This window comes from Sphingobacterium siyangense, from assembly GCF_007830445.1.
Taxonomy (GTDB): domain Bacteria; phylum Bacteroidota; class Bacteroidia; order Sphingobacteriales; family Sphingobacteriaceae; genus Sphingobacterium; species Sphingobacterium siyangense.
The window spans coordinates 41,043-56,012 of sequence record NZ_VLKR01000037.1; the positions used below are offsets into that span (position 1 = coordinate 41,043).

Genomic DNA, 14,970 nt, shown 5'->3' on the forward strand with positions numbered 1-14,970 from the left:
GGACAGTTTTAATAGTTATATATAAAAAGGAGTAACCACCACGAGTCTCTTGATTCGGGAATGGATCCGATGCAAGCGATCAGTCAGATTTAGTACTATTAGGATCTGCCGCTAAGCACAAAAAGTTAATGACTTTTGAACCATATGGGTTGTATTTCTGTTCCAAAGTAAAGACAACCGTATATAGCTTTCGAAGATGAAATTTGTCAAAGTAAATCGAGTCGTATTAACCGCGCTGCGAGCGATGCGGTATAATGTCCTAATTTCACCTGTCAATGTCCAGGATCCACAAAATATTACCTGGAAGGCGATATGGGTGGATGACGTAGATACCTGGATCAGGAGTTTGTATTGTGGGCATGGAAGTACGGCTCGTCCTAATATTCTGGACATTGATTATGTATTAGCCAATGTTCCCGAGTGCTATTTGTCGGGAAGTGTATTTATAGAAAGTGATAAGGTCCATTAGTCTATAAGTCCGCTTGGTTATTTGGCGTGAATATCTTCTGTTTAAAGATTATTGTGACTACATTTTTTTAAGAGATCCAGAGGTTAAAGAATCGTTGTATGATTACCCATTTACCATTCACTTTTTCAAGCAGAAATGCATCACCGTTTCCACATAAAGGGCCGCATATATAGTCAACCGGCACGTATGCTTTTTTGCGATTATACCCTATAATGGGAAGATGAAAGTAATAAATGCTTTGGTTGCGGTCCATCCTGTATTTATCGGCGTCATCAACAGTGTACGCTGCTTTGATAGCGGCTGGAATCGGGATGATTGCCTTCCTTTCGTTCATCTGATTCAGCATATCCAGCGAATCTGTGAGCTGGTTATCCAGTATTTTCATCAGCTTCTGTGGATCGACGTTGTAAAAAACATAATTCCTGTCATGCAATGATGAGATAGAATCTCTCATAAACTTGTTATGAATGAACGCCCTTCGTTCTCCTTCACGTTGCAGTTTGATACCAGCTGAATCGTCAGACAAAATTGTTTCTAAAATGGAAACATAGTCTTGTTGCATTGAGCTGTCATTGTATATTTTGGACTTATTATTTTGTACCGGTGTCATTGTACTTTTACGCATTGTACAGCCCTGGAGAACTAAAAAAAAGAAGATAATATATAGATTATTCATATGCAATTAGTTGCTATTATTTCCGTACCAGATCTGTGCCAAAAAACTTCACTGAGATAAGTAATTCTCTAGTCGTATCCTGTCCTATTCGAAAACTTTTTGTTGCTCTGTGTAATAAGTAGTTCTGCCGCTAATTTTGGTTTGCAATATTTCATGACCCTTACCATCAACCTTCGCATTTTTGTTATGAACTTTCATGAAGTCCCTTATCTCACCGTTAATGATTTCAGGATGCTCTTTTAGAATCTGCTGTTCGGCATTTTCCAGTACCTCCTTAATTGCTTTGGCAAGATGTTGAACCTTCTCTTCGGGGATTTTGTTTGAAATTGAAAGTGGTGATATCCCTGCTTCATACAGGATTTCGTCGGCGTAGGCATTTCCAATACCGCCAATGACGTTTTGGTCCATCAGGAGAGTTTTAATTTTGGCCTTGCTTGATTGCAGCAATCCGAAAAGTAATTTTGGATTTAGCTTTTCAGAAAGTGCATCCATCACGTTTGCATGTTCAGGATTCAATTCTATATATGCCATCCTCTGAAAGTCGGTAATGGATAGCGTGCCACCATCCTTAAACTTCATGGAAACTAATGCATACTTTGGGTTTTCGTCTTCAGAATATATCAGTTTCCCATGCAACATGAGATGAACCGACAAGGTAGCATCTTTGCCAAAATCAAAAAAAAGCCTTTTACCTTCCCGATAAACTTTGACGAGTTTTTTGCCCTCTAGAGTTTGCAGCTCATTCAGGCTGACTTTGGTTTTTTGTTTGTTGTGAATGGCAGCTTTTTCAAGCACTTTACCTTTAAGCATTTTTGTGAGATTTTTGCTGAAGGCCTGTAGGTCTGGTAATTCTGGCATAGTTGTCGATTTAATAATTTGTGTACTTCTTTCTACTCTCTTCTTTTACCTTTTTAAAATGCTCCCTCGCTTTTTTTAGGCCGGTTGCTATGGCAATTCCTTCTTCGGCGCCTTCCTCAAGCAAAGCGTTTGCGATTTCAGTTGCTTTCTCCCGGATGTTGACCGGTTGATTTTTATATGATGGTGGATAATCTCCATTATACCAAGGCATAATTCCTCCTTTTTGTATTTAGAACAACATCAGAATAGTGATAGTTTTCAAACGCTATTGGCTGGCGGTTGTTCTATTCCAAAAACATTTATTATGACAGACAATAAAAATAAAAAAGATGCAAGGGACCGCAATCAGGTAGCTGGCGGTGATCTTATGAGGTAGATTATTTGGCAAAAGAACTTGGCGTAACCCGGCAGCAAGTCGAAGAGGCCATCAAAAGCGTTGGCAATGGTCGTGAGGATGTTATTAATTATTTGAAAAATAAAAAATGAGAATATGGGAGCTATAGCAACATTCACTGGAATTCCGGTGACAAATAACATAGGAGTAGAAAAATACTGTGATTTTGAAGTAGGACAGGAGGGGCAAAACGGACCATATGCCCGAATTACGATGGATGGCTGCCAGATGATCTTAGATGAAGATTTTGGTTTTATAGAGGGCGATCTTGCGGAAGAATGGAGGGAACCCGCTATTGCCAAACTTCTTCTTTTACTGGAAGTAGACCGAAACCGAGATGGAACTTTGAGCTAGTTAATTTGTTCATTACTTTTCTCAAGTTTAATTATGATATTCAGGTTAAAAGGACTCTACAATATATTAGCGGGGATTTGGCCGGGTATTCAGGATCGTATTGAAAGATAAAAATAAATATGACTGGTATTAAGAAATCCAAAAATGAGCTGTTAAAAGATGCACGATTGCAGGAGCTTGAAGGTAAAACTGAAGATGCCATCAAAAGCTATATCCTGGTTATAAGGAAAGCACCATTACAAGCAGGGGCATATAACAGATTAATGATTCTTTATCGAAAGCTCAAAGAATATAAGAAGGAGCTAGCCATTATTAAGCAGGCTATTGCTGCCTATGAGAAGGATTTTAAAGACGATCAACAGACCTGGAAGAAAGCAAACAGTAAGTCTGCACGTCTCAGTCTTAGTTTAGCTAAATCTATGGGGCTTCTCAACGATAAAGGCCTTCCCGTATATGAAGAATCTCAGATCATCAGCTGGAGAAAGCGCATGGAGGCCGTACAGAAAAAAATTAAGACACCAGCAAAGCCACAAAAAAAGAAACCGACAAAACGTTTAAAAAAGTAGCGTTAAACACACAAATAATCTCGAAATTATCTATTATCATCTTTTCTCCATTTTAGCTCCCCGTGTTGAATCATTCCGATGTATTTTTGTACCTGGTCGTCGGTCAGTAGGCTGTTGTCCTCAATATGATAATCGAAATTCTTAGTATACTTGTCGTGCTGGATGCTGCCTACATAAGCATTGTTCAGATAAATGTGCCAAAGACTGTATTTTTTCGCGCGTACCTCGACTACCTGGCGCACGCCATGGTGGTAAAATAGCTCCGGTACATCGGTATCGAATCGCAAGATCAGTGCATCGATACATGCTTCCTTTATATCATCTGCAAGTTCTCCAAACGCAAGTTCCCAAACTCCCTGAGACTTTCTGAAAACATAAAAAGCAAGCCCATTTTTGTTGTAAAGATGATAGTCTTTCATGCCCATGCTTTTATCATGCACAGTCATTTGGACATACATAACGCGATTACGGCAAAAGACTTCAAGAGGTTTCATGGATCAAAAATACTAATTAATTTAGTAAAAATAAATGATCAAATTGTGGTAATTGTATCTTTCAGTGTCACTACACTCCTTTGTACTTTATTTTTGTGATCTTTTTTTACAATTATAAATACTGCTAACAGAGAGATTTTCCTGCCTTGATACTGCTGTTGTGCATAAACCGTATATATCATGGTTCTAAATATTTAAGAAAGAACAAGAGCTGTGGCATATAGGTTTATCAATTGGTAAATAGTGGCGAGCCAGCAATTTTAACCGGCTAGCGTATACACACGAAGATCAAAATAAAAGTTGTAACCCTCCTTTTAGCCCACAAATTCCGATATACATCAGTATGCCTTTGTTCTTGCCGGATTTTGGCGAAGAAATAGTCGCCAAGATATTTTATGCGGACAATGGATTCGATTCTGACTTTTACAATGATATGGCTTGGAAGGGATTAACAGGTCCTAAAGCTTTTATGAAGCTCTCGGACACTAAAAGAAAACGTATAATAGATCGTATTAAAGCTGAACAGTATAAAGTAGAAAACAATGATACAGTTCAACACGGTCAACCTGCGGGATGTTAAAAATGTAATCTTATCTTTATTGTTTATAAAAGTAATTTTTTTATCGAGTCGATTTTAATGAACAGATTTTTTACAGTTTTATTATCTATAATTTTTATAACTATTGGTTGTTCTCGGAGAATGTATAATGAAGATCCGATTAGGAGAGTGCAACGATATAACAGCGGTGGATTTGAAGTGCAAGCTTACACAGATGTGAATGAAAGTAACATGTATGAAAACCTAATTGTATCGGGGGTAATTAGATTGGGTGACACTAATGAAAAAGCAAGCAATACATCTGTGAATTTTAAATCTGAAAAAGGGGAACTAATTGGAAGTACCGTTACCGACTCAGATGGCATATTTAAAATGGAGCTCTCAACCTCTGATTTCTCCGGTAAAGTAGAATTTGCAAAGGGATAAGGTATTTACATTCTATTTTTATCCTGCCACTTCTTTGGTTTTAATCCAAAGTGTTTTTCAAACAACCTTCCGAAATAACTCAGATTGCTAAATCCTATTTGATAGCCAACTTCTGAAACTGAAAGATTTTCCTGCTGTAATAGTCTTGCTGCTTTTTGCATACGAAGATGATTGTAATATTCGTACATTCCTTTTCCAAAAACTTGTGTAAAAATACTTCTTAGTTTTAGCTCATTCATTCCACCTATTTTTACCAGTTCATCTTTAGATAGGGATTTTTCCAGATTTGATGCTATCGTATTCCGAACCAAATAAACCGCATCAATTTCAGCGTTGTTAAGATGGAAATAATCTGTTTTTTTTCTTTTTAATAAATTGCTGAAAAGCAGATAAATAAGTTCAAGTGCTTTTAACCGATAAAAAGCTTGCGGTAAAATGTTTTCTATTGAAAGGTCAGCTAATTGAGCAATTAAATCAGTCATTTCAGGTGACAAAAATTCTTCTATCCAAAAGGTTTTTTCTATATCAAAAAGATAAGACAATTTATCTGCATCATTTCCTACAAAATGTTTCAGGTATTCCAGCTCAACTAAAATGCTGATTTGCTGTACGTGAACATCTTTAGGAAATAACACTTCACTTTCCAAATGTGAAGGTATAATACGAACATGAGGCTGATTGTTCAAAGATCTTTTACTAATGGCATTTGCCGATTTTTTGTCAATAAGAATATTTTGAAACGAAATGAGTAGTCCTTTTTCTATTGTCCTGATTGGTTTTCTTTTATAAGCAAAAGTCTTGCTGGCAATTAAAGAGCGAACCATTATTAACATCTCGGGCATCAAGTCCACAATGTTCAATTCGTTGAAATGCAAAAATTTTATCTCATTTTCAATGGAAGATAAGGAGATGCCAAGTTTTTCAGCAAGTTTTCTCATTTTACGCTTTTCATCAAACATAATTTTTTGGACTATTATTAGTTTAATTTGGGCTATTTTATTTGTAAATATAGAAAGATATTTGCTGTATAAAAATGAAAAAAATGAAAAAAAATATTATTATTTCAGGAGGTGGCATCGCTGGATTGACTGTTGCAAAACTGTTGAGCAAACAAGGGCATAAGGTGACTGTTTTGGAAAGAGCGGCATCATTCAGTAAGTCCGGATTTCTTATTTCGCTTAAGAGTTTTGGCGTTCGTATTATCGAAGAATTAGGATTAGCAGAACAATTACAACAAGCATCGTCACCCTCTGAATTTGTAAATTTCAGGGAGTCAGACGATTCAATTATACAAAGTCTTAGCTATGAGAAAATGAACGAGAATATTGAACGTTCCGTTCTGATAACGCGAGGCGGATTGCATCACGTTTTATACAACGAAGTAAAAAATGAAGTGAGTATTCATTTCTCATCTTCTGTTGAAAACGTAATGCATGATGAAGACAAAGTCCAAATATTACTCAACAACGGAACTGTGTTGGAGGCCGATCTCCTTATCGTTTCAGAAGGGTTACGCTCTACGACAAGACAAAATTATTTTCCGGAAAGTACGCTAGAGGATTTTAAATTTGTTTATATGGCTGGACGATTGAAAGAGCATCATTCTTATGAGGTTGGCAAATTCAATATCTATATTGATGTGAATAAGATGCTGTCTATTTATCCCATTGCTTCCGATGAAATAGCCATTCAGTGCTATTTACATAATACAGGAGATTTACCATCTGTTCAAAATAAAGCTAATGAAATACTCAAAACATCTTTTGCTGGGTATAATGAAGATATACAGCATTTGTTAGGTCGCTTCGCGGATAACGGTCTAATGTTTATTGATAAAATGGGGATGGTAAATTCATCCACTTTAGTAAATCGTAATGTGGTTTTATTGGGAGATGCGGGGTATTGTCCCACTGCGCTATCGGGAATGGGAGCATCATTATCAATTTATGGAGCAAAGGCGCTAGCTCATTTTATTCATCAAAATCCGAATGATTTAAAAACGGCTTGTTGCAATTATGATACCATGATGCAGCCAATAATTCAGAAATTTCAGGCTAATGCAAAAAATAATTCAGCATCATTTATCCCTGATAGTAAAGAAAAATTAAACTGTTTTGTCCATTCATTCAGAGCCGCCTCTGAGGCTGATGTGCAAAAAATAATGATTGATCCAATTGTATTAACGAAAGACCAGTTAAATTTTAAAATCAATTAGATAATGAATTTTAGAAAGATATTTTCCGTCATAGTTGGATTCGGAACGATAGGATTAATGAGTTCTGTTTTTGCAAAAATGCAAGGCTTGCTGTTCACGTCATCTTTAGAAATATTTACCAGTAAGGAAATCGCTGCCACCAATTTTTCCCAATTTATCATCAAACTTTTTTGTGTTTGGTTTAGTTGTGTGTTGGGTGGAATGGCTACTACGAGGATAGGGGGCAAGCCAAGAGAAAATCTTATAGTTGGTGGTTTAATAATACTGGTCGTGGGTTGGCTATGGTTGTCGGCTGAAAATCCTATATGGTTTTGGGTATTGCTGATTTTAGGTATTTTACCCTGTGTATTTTTAGGATATCGAGTAACTTCTATTATATGTAAATTTCGTATCAAATGACCATGCGATTCTTAGTTGCAAATTGACCACCTGATTTTTTGGCGAAACTAGATTTAGTGCTGTAGGAGTAATGTCATCAAAAGCGATAATTAATATGCATCTTTTAAGTTATCAAGCCTGAACGTGAGATCAGACTTCGTCATTTGGTGTGAATAGCTCCCTTTTAAAGGTTATTGTGGTTACGATTGTTGCCTCGATAACCTTTAATAGGAGTCGGGAACCAATGAGATAACATTATTTGTGCTGGTTACCTGCGAATTATCGGTTCTATCAATGGCGATTCGCTAATTATCATTTATATTGATTTTCGTTGCCACATGCACGTGGTTGTTCAAATTTGCCTCTTCTTCATCCTGTTGACGAATAAAATCAAGTAGTCGCTTCAGCTCTCCATCGGCATCATCCCACCATTTAATTGACCATATCCTATGAAATACAAAACCATATCTTTCAAGTTGCTCCTGTCGGAAACTGTCCCAAGCATAAGCTTCCGGACTGTTATGATATTTCGCGCCATCACACTCTATTGCGATGAGTGGTTTGTGGCTTGTTTTTGATTTGACAACGATATCAATCCGGAAACCGCCTACGGAATGCTGCTGTTCTAAACGATCGGCACCGATATGCTGTGCAAGTTGTTCGAATACTTCATCTTCAAATGGAGACTCAGACCCCAAGCTAAATTCTGCTGGCTCATACAGTTTATCTGTACAATACTGACTCAATAGCTGGAGAATGCCCTTTCGCAATTCGTCATTACCCTCACTTACCGCTTTCGCATAGGTAAAGTAAGCGTACATAATACCACGGCCTTTATTGCCCTTCTGTTGGATAAGATTTGGGTACTGACCAACATACTCCTGCGGGAAAGAAGTACATACATATACCTTTGACCGCGCTCGAGTGATGATTACATTCAACATACGATGTCCTTTACCTTGTATAATCGGACCAAAGTTTTGACTAAACGAACCGTCGGCTTTTCGCCCAAATGTTGTGGATAGAATGATAATATCCCGTTCGTCGCCCTGAATGTTTTCGAGATTTTTAACAAAGAATGAATCTCCCGCCTGCGCCATTAAACTGTCGAATGCAGGGTCATTCTGGCGAACTGCACTCAGTTCCTCAAGGATCAAGTTGCGTTGGTAAATATTGAAAGTAGCAACACCCACGCTTGGAATACTGTCTTTAGCTTCCTTCATGATCTGTTGTAACAATTCGACCACTTGCAATGCCTCTTGTTTATTTACTTGCCCTTCATATAAACCATCAATCTGTAAATATTCGATAGGCGTGTAGTGCTCCTTCGCTGGGACAGGCATTAACCTATTCCCGTAGAATGCATGATTGGAGAAGTCGATAAGATAAGGGTGTTTCGAGCGGTAATGGACTTTTAAATAAGATTCAACGAACCCTTTGTCTACAGCATAAGCTAGTAAGGATTCACTATCTGCGAGGTTAAGCTGAGCAGCCTGTAGCGCAGTCCGATCTGAAAATTCATCTTCGTAATCTTCTGTTTCATCATCAATCGGGTCAAGTAGCGCTCCACTTCCTTCGAAGTAAGAGGAGGGAGCCATCTGATGCTTGTCACCGGAAACAATTTTAGCTTTTCCACGGATCAGGGCAGCGTAAGTATCTTCAAGACGCAGCTGACTGGCCTCATCGAATATGACCACATCAAAAATTCCTTCCTGCAGCGGAAGGATAGAACTGCAGACCGATGGGTTGACCAATAATACCGGGAAAAAATCAGTAAATAGTTCAAATTCTCTGTTCACAATAGTGCGGAGTGAATTGCGGCGCATTCCCTTAGCGCCCTTTTTGTTAAACAAACTATTGATGTTTTGTCCTCTGGCTTTAAAATGTCCGACGGCTTCAGCTTGCCTTTCCGTCCATAAGGCAATAATACTATTCAGCTGTGCATGGTTAAACTCTTGTTTTTGCTGTTGATATTGTTGTAGTTGGTAATCGCTTTTTGGCAATTCCTGTGGCTCATTTGTCGTGAGTATCCAATACAGATACCAGCATTCAAATGCATCAGCCCAATGATCTTTAAGATGTATGCTGATTCTTGTAATAAGCCTTTGCTGCGCTTCATCCACTGAAAGGAAAAATGATTTCCATTCATGGTAGATACGGAAATCACTCATATGTTCATTGAACGTTGTGATGGTATGCTTAATCTTATCACATTGTTCCTGTGCGGTTTGAAGATTTATATATTGTAAAAATACACCATCCGTAATATTTCCTGTTAATTGGTTACTTTCAATTTCGTCAAACGAGTTTTGTAGACTTCGATAGGCATCAGAGCGTGCCGCGTAATAGTCACGAAAATTATTAAAATACCTTAATTGAAAAGTTACTCTTTCAGTTAGATAAGGTACTGCCTCAATCAACCCATTGATATCAATAACAGGAGTCCTTGGAATGATATTATAATCAGCGATCAGCACTTGCTCTATACTATCCAATTTTTGAATCAGGGGAGCTATTTGCGTTTTTAGTTCACTCACTTCAGTATGAAAATGATGATTTGTAATATTAGCCAAATAGCTACTGATCGTAATCGGGTATTGCTTTTTCCAAGCGGCTAGCTTTTTTCGGAGTTTATCAATATTGTTTAGGTAAATAGATAAATCACTTGTTTCCAAGTGATCGTTATATTGATGTTCTATATAATATTTCTCAACATGGGCTGATCTTACCTGCGCGATGCGATTCTTTAATTCGATTCTCGTTTGTTTTATCTGTTTATGCTTTCTTGAAAATATACTCAACAAACTTGTTTTAAATCTTGCACCACTACTATTATCTAATAAGTTCTTTCCATATTGAGCAATGCTTGATTCAGCGTAGGCAAGATAAGTTGATATTGCATTGCTTAGCGATGAATGATAGCTGCTATAATGTTGTTGCAAAGCATCTTCATATTGCTTGAAAAATTGCTGCGCTTTAATCCGAACTGTTTGTAATGCTAAGGCAATTTCGTTGATCCGCTGTTCCTGAGGAAAAGTGGATGGTAATACGTCTTCTTTCACTGAATCTCCAATACAAAATGCCATATAGGACTTAAAATCCTGCTGCATTATGGCGGGGATGCCACTCGAAAAATCATCAGCCCACTGCTTTCCACTCACTTGAAGTTCAGCAATAAGCTGTTCAATACCTGGTAGCTGTTTATGAGCGTATGCAATAAAATCCTCAATTCTTGCACGTGATGGCCCAACCTGTTGATCTATAAATAGATCGTCTGCCAATGGTCTAAATATGGCATGAACCTGATGCGATTGCTTAAATAAATTATGGCTACGCTTTAGAACAACAAGTGTCCTTTCCAGTTCTGTATGATCCTGAGCAAAATTAAAATCCTCTTTCGGTATAATATTCTTAAGCGGTACTTGATTAAAGGTTTTTAATAAGGCCAAATACCGTCCGACGATCTGCGACCAACTCTTATCGCCGTAGACCGTTTGAGCTAAGGCAGCATGCTGTGCATTAATAAGTTCAGCCGATTCCTTGAGTTTTGATTTTATCGCATCATACTGGTTTTGAGCTTGTCTTACTGAGATGTAAAACGGAACTCCGATCTGACGATCCCTGACGGAATCCACGATTGCTTCACGCGCATCGTTTACATCATCAATTACACCTACCAGAGCACCGATCTGAGGATTCGTACGTTCGATATTTGCTTTAATGACATCAAGCGCTGTTTTCTTTTCGCAGACGACAAGACATTTCAGTCCATTGGCAAGGGCATTTGTGATCAGCGCAGTTAATGATTGACTTTTTCCTGTCCCCGGAGGGCCTTGTATTATTTGGTTCGGTTCATTTCCAAGAGCACTTATTATAGCCTGTTGGCTTGGGTCTGTATCTACAGCGCTGAAAGGAGTTGTCGATAGATTTTCCACTTTAAGCTCATCAAATTCAAAGGTATCGAAGCGATCCAATAAGCGTGAAATGTCGGTGATAATACTTTCTTTTTGCGCTCTGAACAAGCCAAAAACACCGCCGAAATGAATGTAGGCTTTGTTATTGGCGATAGCATCTATCTGGGAAGCTTCGGGTAATACATTGATAGCTGTTTCAAAGTTTTTGCTTAGCACCTCAAGTATCTGCTCTTTACTATTTGAATTGAGTGCTTCCAGTACTTCAGCACAAGCGTTCACTAATTCGTTGCTATCAATCAGTGCGTCTTCTAAAGCATCATTGGTTAGACTGGGGAGTGTGATGTCATCTTCACTTTTGATAAAAGAAAGGAGGACTTCATTGATACTAATCGGGTGAATATCTGAATCCACTATTTTTCCATTCGCTTGAACCACTTTATTTCGCAAAAACGACCATTCATTGACTTTGTTTTTAGATTTAACGGCCTCTAGTTGCCAAATGAATAATGGGGCTTTTATGATCTTAGAAGGGTCTTTTGAGGATCTTTTTATAAGAATAGGATAGCCGAATCCGAGGGTCTTCATCCCATGTTCTTTAAAATAATCTTCATTTTCTATGATGATGGAGTTCAGTCGTTTAGAAATTAAGGTCAGTTTCTTTTGAGTTTCCGCATCTTTTTCATTGAGGTCTATCGTATCAAATGAAATCTTAAACTCAAAGTTTGCTTTGGTCAACAAGGTATCTAAAAATGATTTGGCTAGACCATCCTCAATGAGGTCGAGCTGCTGTAGGTCTAACCGTGTGGCCAACCTTCCTGGCAATGCATTTAAATGAATAGAGCGGGCGTTACCGCCTTTTAATTTACTTTGTAAAGATTGCAGGAAAATCTTGGATGACATAATTGTAATATTTGTATTTAACCTAAGATACAAATATTCGGTATAATCAGCAATCGAATCAAATTACCTTATCAATGCCTGTCAGCATTTTAATTAGACACTCCAGCTTCATCGCAAAGATCCTACACGAGATGGTTCAGGTACGCGTAGGATATCAAATAAATTTATCTGTTTCTGTACTAATTAGTTAATTGACACAGGATTGTTACAGGAGGAATTTTTTCTTAATTTCGAACCGTTATAGTTATAATTCATTCCATTTATGCTGTTCATTTATACACGTTACGAGTACGTTTTAGGAAGTAAAAATATCATTGCAACATTAAAAAATGAGACCATAGCGCAGAATTTCAATCTTAGTATCATTACACCTGCGACCAAATTTTTAGGGTTTCCAGTTGGAGGAGGTCTGGTAAAAATGTCTCGTTTAGTCAATCAATACGGGCAGGTCATCCACGCAAGAAATTATTCGCCTGAAATAAAAGAAGAGGTAAAGAAATTTAAGAAGACACTAGAAATTCCGTATTTCAAACTTTGGAAAGGGTATTTGATTATGGCATCGATAGCAATTATCGGCTCTATTATTTATGGTATTAAACTGAACATAGATGGTAAGAAATATCGGAATGAAAAAGAAAGTCTTGCTCAATCGGCTCAACAACTACAGGCAGGACAACTATATGGTGCAAGTTTCTTTACCGATGCTGAAGGAAATAACATCCAAGGTTTACCAGCAGGTTGGGTTAAGATTCTAAAGATAGAAGGAGATACAATTTTTGTCCAACGGTCTAAAAAAATATCGGATCGTGCGATGTTTGAAATGAAAGATTTGGAATCAATTAAGCCAACATCGGATGAAGACTGGAATAATAGGGTCGAAAAAATGAATTATACGCTATTTAAAGAAGCTGTGAACAATAAAAATTTATCCGGTATTGATTTATCTTATATTGGTGCAGATCACGATAAATATTCTGGCGTTATTATGTCTTTTAAAGGCGTTGAATGATATTATTTCTAGAATTAAAACCGGAAAAATGGGATGAAAGCTCGCAAGTTTATTGTCAGGAAGAGAACAAATACATCGATATTACCAATTATCAATATTGGTTGATTTTTCAAGAATAGATTTGATCAGCTCATTAAAGTACGCGTTTACGAATTGATGTTTTTTCTCATTTTTGGGGCTACCGTTGCCTTTGAAATAAAATTTTTTCACGTTCATTTTATTCCAAGTACCGTTGTAATTCATAATTTGAGCACTGAAAGTTGGACTATTGATTCTTATTTTTCCATCTTTAAATAAAAAAGACAAGGTGTAATCGACATCATAGTAAGCAATAGCGGATGTTTTAAGTCCTCTTTGTTGGTAAGCTGCTAAAGTTATCGCCTGCCCGGGAACCAAAGTCAGGCCTTCTTTGGGGTTGGAATATAAGCTATTGATCGATTTTAATACATTATCGTAAAGTTCTTGCTGTTTAGCGCCAGGAACTTCCACTACGGTATAATCTAGATTCTCTTTAGAAACGAAACCTGTTGGAGCTAGGGTGAAATATTGTGAAAATGCTAAATTTATGAACAGAAGCAAAAATATTCCAGTAATTATGTAATTTTTCATATTAAATTGTTTTGAAGGAAAGTAACTCAACCAACTTTACAAAATAAGTCGTTAGTCGCATTAATTTTTTGCAATGTACTTCTTTGTGAAGGAAAATCCAAAGCGAGCGGGTTAGAGAATTGAAATTTGTATATCAAATGCGTTGAGTTTTCAATAAGATAAGTCGATCGGAAAACTATAATATAGATGCAATCATATTTCACTACATTTTATAAAATTTTAATAGATAACAATATCAAAAGCCATACTGTTTTGCCTAAAAAATATTTGAGAAAAGCCAAAACTGCCTCCCTTAACGATTAACAAGAGATACTTTTTATTTCCCCTTTTCTGCTTGACCAGCACGATCCAATCATCTTGTACGCTTTCTGTACCCACCAATAATAGCGCATCGTCTATTGACAATAAATCGTCCTCCCAAAGTGGAGTTGTACAGGTTCGAGCGAGCAGTTGCTCCAGATTTCCTTTCATGGGTTTATAGGCATGCGCATGCTTATGGAGGACTCGATATGGCTGATGCATGTGCTCCGGCGGATGATGTCGGGCAAATATCGCAGCAAAGACCACCTGATCGAAATTGAGGATAAGTTCTTTTCCAACTGTAAGGCGAAGGGCTACCCCGAAAAGATTAGCCGTGAGATCTGGCGGCAGATGGAAAGCTTCGCCGGTTATTCGATTAACAAGGCGCATTCAGCATCTTTTGCCGTATGGCGGACGTTTTATTATTGAAGTGCAGCGCACGGCGCAGGATAATTTGAAAAAGCGCATGCTTTATTACAGCAGTAAATTGATAGCGGATCAGGCACCCAAAGGCAACCGAAGGGCTTGGAATTATGCAATTAGTGAAGTTTATATCATTGTACTGATGGATGGATTTGCAATGCCTGATGCGGGGGATGAGAAGTATTTTCTACACGATATTTGTTTATGTTATCGAGATCATGGTAAAATATTTTATGACGATCTAGGCTTTATATATGTGGAATTGGTTAACTTTGTTAAAGCTGAGGCAGAGTTAGTTAATGATTTAGATCGTTGGCTTTATGTACTCAAAAATATGTCTTCGCTAAATGGACTTTCCACTTATTTGCGTAAGCCTATTTTTGAGAAGTTATTTCAGTTAGCAGAGTATAGCAAACTAAAACCGGA

General features: G+C 37.5%; 17 protein-coding genes and 1 pseudogene. 10 read left to right on the plus strand and 8 right to left on the minus strand.

Annotation, left to right across the window (positions count from 1 at the left end):
• Nucleotides 1-196 precede the first annotated feature (196 nt).
• On the plus strand, nt 197-469 hold the full coding sequence (locus IQ31_RS23305) for a hypothetical protein (RefSeq protein WP_145330413.1): 273 nt from the start codon (nt 197-199) through the stop codon (nt 467-469).
• A 67-nt stretch (nt 470-536) separates the two neighbouring features.
• Here IQ31_RS23305 and IQ31_RS23310 read toward each other — a convergent pair whose 3' ends face one another.
• The 3 genes from IQ31_RS23310 to IQ31_RS23320 form a co-directional block, all read right to left on the minus strand.
• Entirely contained in the window at nt 537-1,145 is a 609-nt protein-coding gene (locus IQ31_RS23310) for a hypothetical protein (protein WP_145330415.1), read from the minus strand.
• An 84-nt stretch (nt 1,146-1,229) separates the two neighbouring features.
• On the minus strand, nt 1,230-2,003 hold the full coding sequence (locus IQ31_RS23315; protein ID WP_088161275.1) for an Fpg/Nei family DNA glycosylase: 774 nt from the start codon (nt 2,001-2,003) through the stop codon (nt 1,230-1,232).
• 10 nt (nt 2,004-2,013) lie between these two features.
• A complete protein-coding gene (locus IQ31_RS23320; protein WP_088161276.1) occupies nt 2,014-2,214 on the minus strand; it encodes a DUF2188 domain-containing protein in 201 nt (66 codons plus the stop codon).
• A gap of 167 nt (nt 2,215-2,381) precedes the next feature.
• On the opposite strand from IQ31_RS23320, the pseudogene IQ31_RS28305 reads away from it, so the two are divergent.
• From IQ31_RS28305 to IQ31_RS23335, 3 genes and pseudogenes are all read left to right on the plus strand, one after another.
• Nucleotides 2,382-2,489 (plus strand): annotated as a pseudogene (locus IQ31_RS28305) (DUF3606 domain-containing protein); the annotation flags it as partial.
• Nucleotides 2,490-2,493: 4 nt separating this feature from the next.
• The gene (locus tag IQ31_RS23330) at nt 2,494-2,751 is read left to right on the plus strand and encodes a hypothetical protein (RefSeq protein WP_075992236.1); all 258 of its coding nucleotides are present in this window, start codon (nt 2,494-2,496) and stop codon (nt 2,749-2,751) included.
• A 119-nt stretch (nt 2,752-2,870) separates the two neighbouring features.
• Nucleotides 2,871-3,317 (plus strand): hypothetical protein, encoded by a 447-nt coding sequence (locus IQ31_RS23335; RefSeq protein WP_075992237.1) that lies wholly within the window; start codon nt 2,871-2,873, stop codon nt 3,315-3,317.
• Nucleotides 3,318-3,343: 26 nt separating this feature from the next.
• Here the strand turns inward: IQ31_RS23335 and IQ31_RS23340 are convergent, their stop codons facing one another.
• On the minus strand, nt 3,344-3,811 hold the full coding sequence (locus IQ31_RS23340) for a hypothetical protein (protein ID WP_088161279.1): 468 nt from the start codon (nt 3,809-3,811) through the stop codon (nt 3,344-3,346).
• 343 nt (nt 3,812-4,154) lie between these two features.
• Between IQ31_RS23340 and IQ31_RS23345 the strand changes: the two genes are divergently transcribed.
• Nucleotides 4,155-4,391, plus strand: a complete 237-nt coding sequence (locus IQ31_RS23345; protein WP_075992239.1) for a hypothetical protein — start codon at nt 4,155-4,157, stop codon at nt 4,389-4,391.
• A 147-nt stretch (nt 4,392-4,538) separates the two neighbouring features.
• Nucleotides 4,539-4,796 (plus strand): hypothetical protein, encoded by a 258-nt coding sequence (locus IQ31_RS23350; RefSeq protein ID WP_145330417.1) that lies wholly within the window; start codon nt 4,539-4,541, stop codon nt 4,794-4,796.
• A 5-nt stretch (nt 4,797-4,801) separates the two neighbouring features.
• Here the strand turns inward: IQ31_RS23350 and IQ31_RS23355 are convergent, their stop codons facing one another.
• Nucleotides 4,802-5,755 (minus strand): helix-turn-helix transcriptional regulator, encoded by a 954-nt coding sequence (locus IQ31_RS23355; protein WP_145330419.1) that lies wholly within the window; start codon nt 5,753-5,755, stop codon nt 4,802-4,804.
• 83 nt (nt 5,756-5,838) lie between these two features.
• On the opposite strand from IQ31_RS23355, the gene IQ31_RS23360 reads away from it, so the two are divergent.
• Together IQ31_RS23360 and IQ31_RS23365 are read left to right on the plus strand one after the other, a co-directional pair.
• Complete coding sequence (locus IQ31_RS23360) at nt 5,839-7,011, plus strand: FAD-dependent monooxygenase (protein ID WP_158638961.1); 1,173 nt, start codon at nt 5,839-5,841, stop codon at nt 7,009-7,011.
• Nucleotides 7,012-7,014: 3 nt separating this feature from the next.
• Complete coding sequence (locus IQ31_RS23365) at nt 7,015-7,410, plus strand: hypothetical protein (protein WP_145330423.1); 396 nt, start codon at nt 7,015-7,017, stop codon at nt 7,408-7,410.
• 284 nt (nt 7,411-7,694) lie between these two features.
• On the opposite strand, the gene IQ31_RS23370 is transcribed toward IQ31_RS23365, so the two are convergent.
• Complete coding sequence (locus IQ31_RS23370) at nt 7,695-12,203, minus strand: AAA domain-containing protein (protein ID WP_145330425.1); 4,509 nt, start codon at nt 12,201-12,203, stop codon at nt 7,695-7,697.
• A gap of 262 nt (nt 12,204-12,465) precedes the next feature.
• Here IQ31_RS23370 and IQ31_RS23375 point away from each other — a divergent pair, with 262 nt between their 5' ends.
• Complete coding sequence (locus tag IQ31_RS23375) at nt 12,466-13,212, plus strand: hypothetical protein (protein ID WP_145330427.1); 747 nt, start codon at nt 12,466-12,468, stop codon at nt 13,210-13,212.
• A gap of 81 nt (nt 13,213-13,293) precedes the next feature.
• Here IQ31_RS23375 and IQ31_RS23380 read toward each other — a convergent pair whose 3' ends face one another.
• Both IQ31_RS23380 and IQ31_RS23385 read right to left on the minus strand, forming a co-directional pair.
• Nucleotides 13,294-13,821, minus strand: coding sequence for a DUF4468 domain-containing protein (locus IQ31_RS23380; protein WP_145330430.1), 528 nt, complete (start codon nt 13,819-13,821; stop codon nt 13,294-13,296).
• 219 nt (nt 13,822-14,040) lie between these two features.
• Complete coding sequence (locus IQ31_RS23385) at nt 14,041-14,511, minus strand: hypothetical protein (protein WP_145330432.1); 471 nt, start codon at nt 14,509-14,511, stop codon at nt 14,041-14,043.
• A 10-nt stretch (nt 14,512-14,521) separates the two neighbouring features.
• Between IQ31_RS23385 and IQ31_RS23390 the strand changes: the two genes are divergently transcribed.
• A partial coding sequence (locus IQ31_RS23390; RefSeq protein WP_244294567.1) for an Rpn family recombination-promoting nuclease/putative transposase occupies nt 14,522-14,970 on the plus strand: 449 nt, incomplete at its 3' end.

Excerpts from the sequence above, each read along its gene's own strand:
- IQ31_RS23305 (WP_145330413.1), top strand. The coding sequence starts at position 197 with ATGAAATTTGTCAAAGTAAATCGAGTCGTATTAACCGCGCTGCGAGCG.
- IQ31_RS23310 (WP_145330415.1), bottom strand. The coding sequence starts at position 1,145 with ATGAATAATCTATATATTATCTTCTTTTTTTTAGTTCTCCAGGGCTGT.
- IQ31_RS23315 (WP_088161275.1), bottom strand. The coding sequence starts at position 2,003 with ATGCCAGAATTACCAGACCTACAGGCCTTCAGCAAAAATCTCACAAAA.
- IQ31_RS23320 (WP_088161276.1), bottom strand. The coding sequence starts at position 2,214 with ATGCCTTGGTATAATGGAGATTATCCACCATCATATAAAAATCAACCG.
- IQ31_RS23330 (WP_075992236.1), top strand. The coding sequence starts at position 2,494 with ATGGGAGCTATAGCAACATTCACTGGAATTCCGGTGACAAATAACATA.
- IQ31_RS23335 (WP_075992237.1), top strand. The coding sequence starts at position 2,871 with ATGACTGGTATTAAGAAATCCAAAAATGAGCTGTTAAAAGATGCACGA.
- IQ31_RS23340 (WP_088161279.1), bottom strand. The coding sequence starts at position 3,811 with ATGAAACCTCTTGAAGTCTTTTGCCGTAATCGCGTTATGTATGTCCAA.
- IQ31_RS23345 (WP_075992239.1), top strand. The coding sequence starts at position 4,155 with ATGCCTTTGTTCTTGCCGGATTTTGGCGAAGAAATAGTCGCCAAGATA.
- IQ31_RS23355 (WP_145330419.1), bottom strand. The coding sequence starts at position 5,755 with ATGTTTGATGAAAAGCGTAAAATGAGAAAACTTGCTGAAAAACTTGGC.
- IQ31_RS23360 (WP_158638961.1), top strand. The coding sequence starts at position 5,839 with ATGAAAAAAAATATTATTATTTCAGGAGGTGGCATCGCTGGATTGACT.
- IQ31_RS23365 (WP_145330423.1), top strand. The coding sequence starts at position 7,015 with ATGAATTTTAGAAAGATATTTTCCGTCATAGTTGGATTCGGAACGATA.
- IQ31_RS23370 (WP_145330425.1), bottom strand. The coding sequence starts at position 12,203 with ATGTCATCCAAGATTTTCCTGCAATCTTTACAAAGTAAATTAAAAGGC.
- IQ31_RS23375 (WP_145330427.1), top strand. The coding sequence starts at position 12,466 with ATGCTGTTCATTTATACACGTTACGAGTACGTTTTAGGAAGTAAAAAT.
- IQ31_RS23380 (WP_145330430.1), bottom strand. The coding sequence starts at position 13,821 with ATGAAAAATTACATAATTACTGGAATATTTTTGCTTCTGTTCATAAAT.
- IQ31_RS23385 (WP_145330432.1), bottom strand. The coding sequence starts at position 14,511 with ATGCGCCTTGTTAATCGAATAACCGGCGAAGCTTTCCATCTGCCGCCA.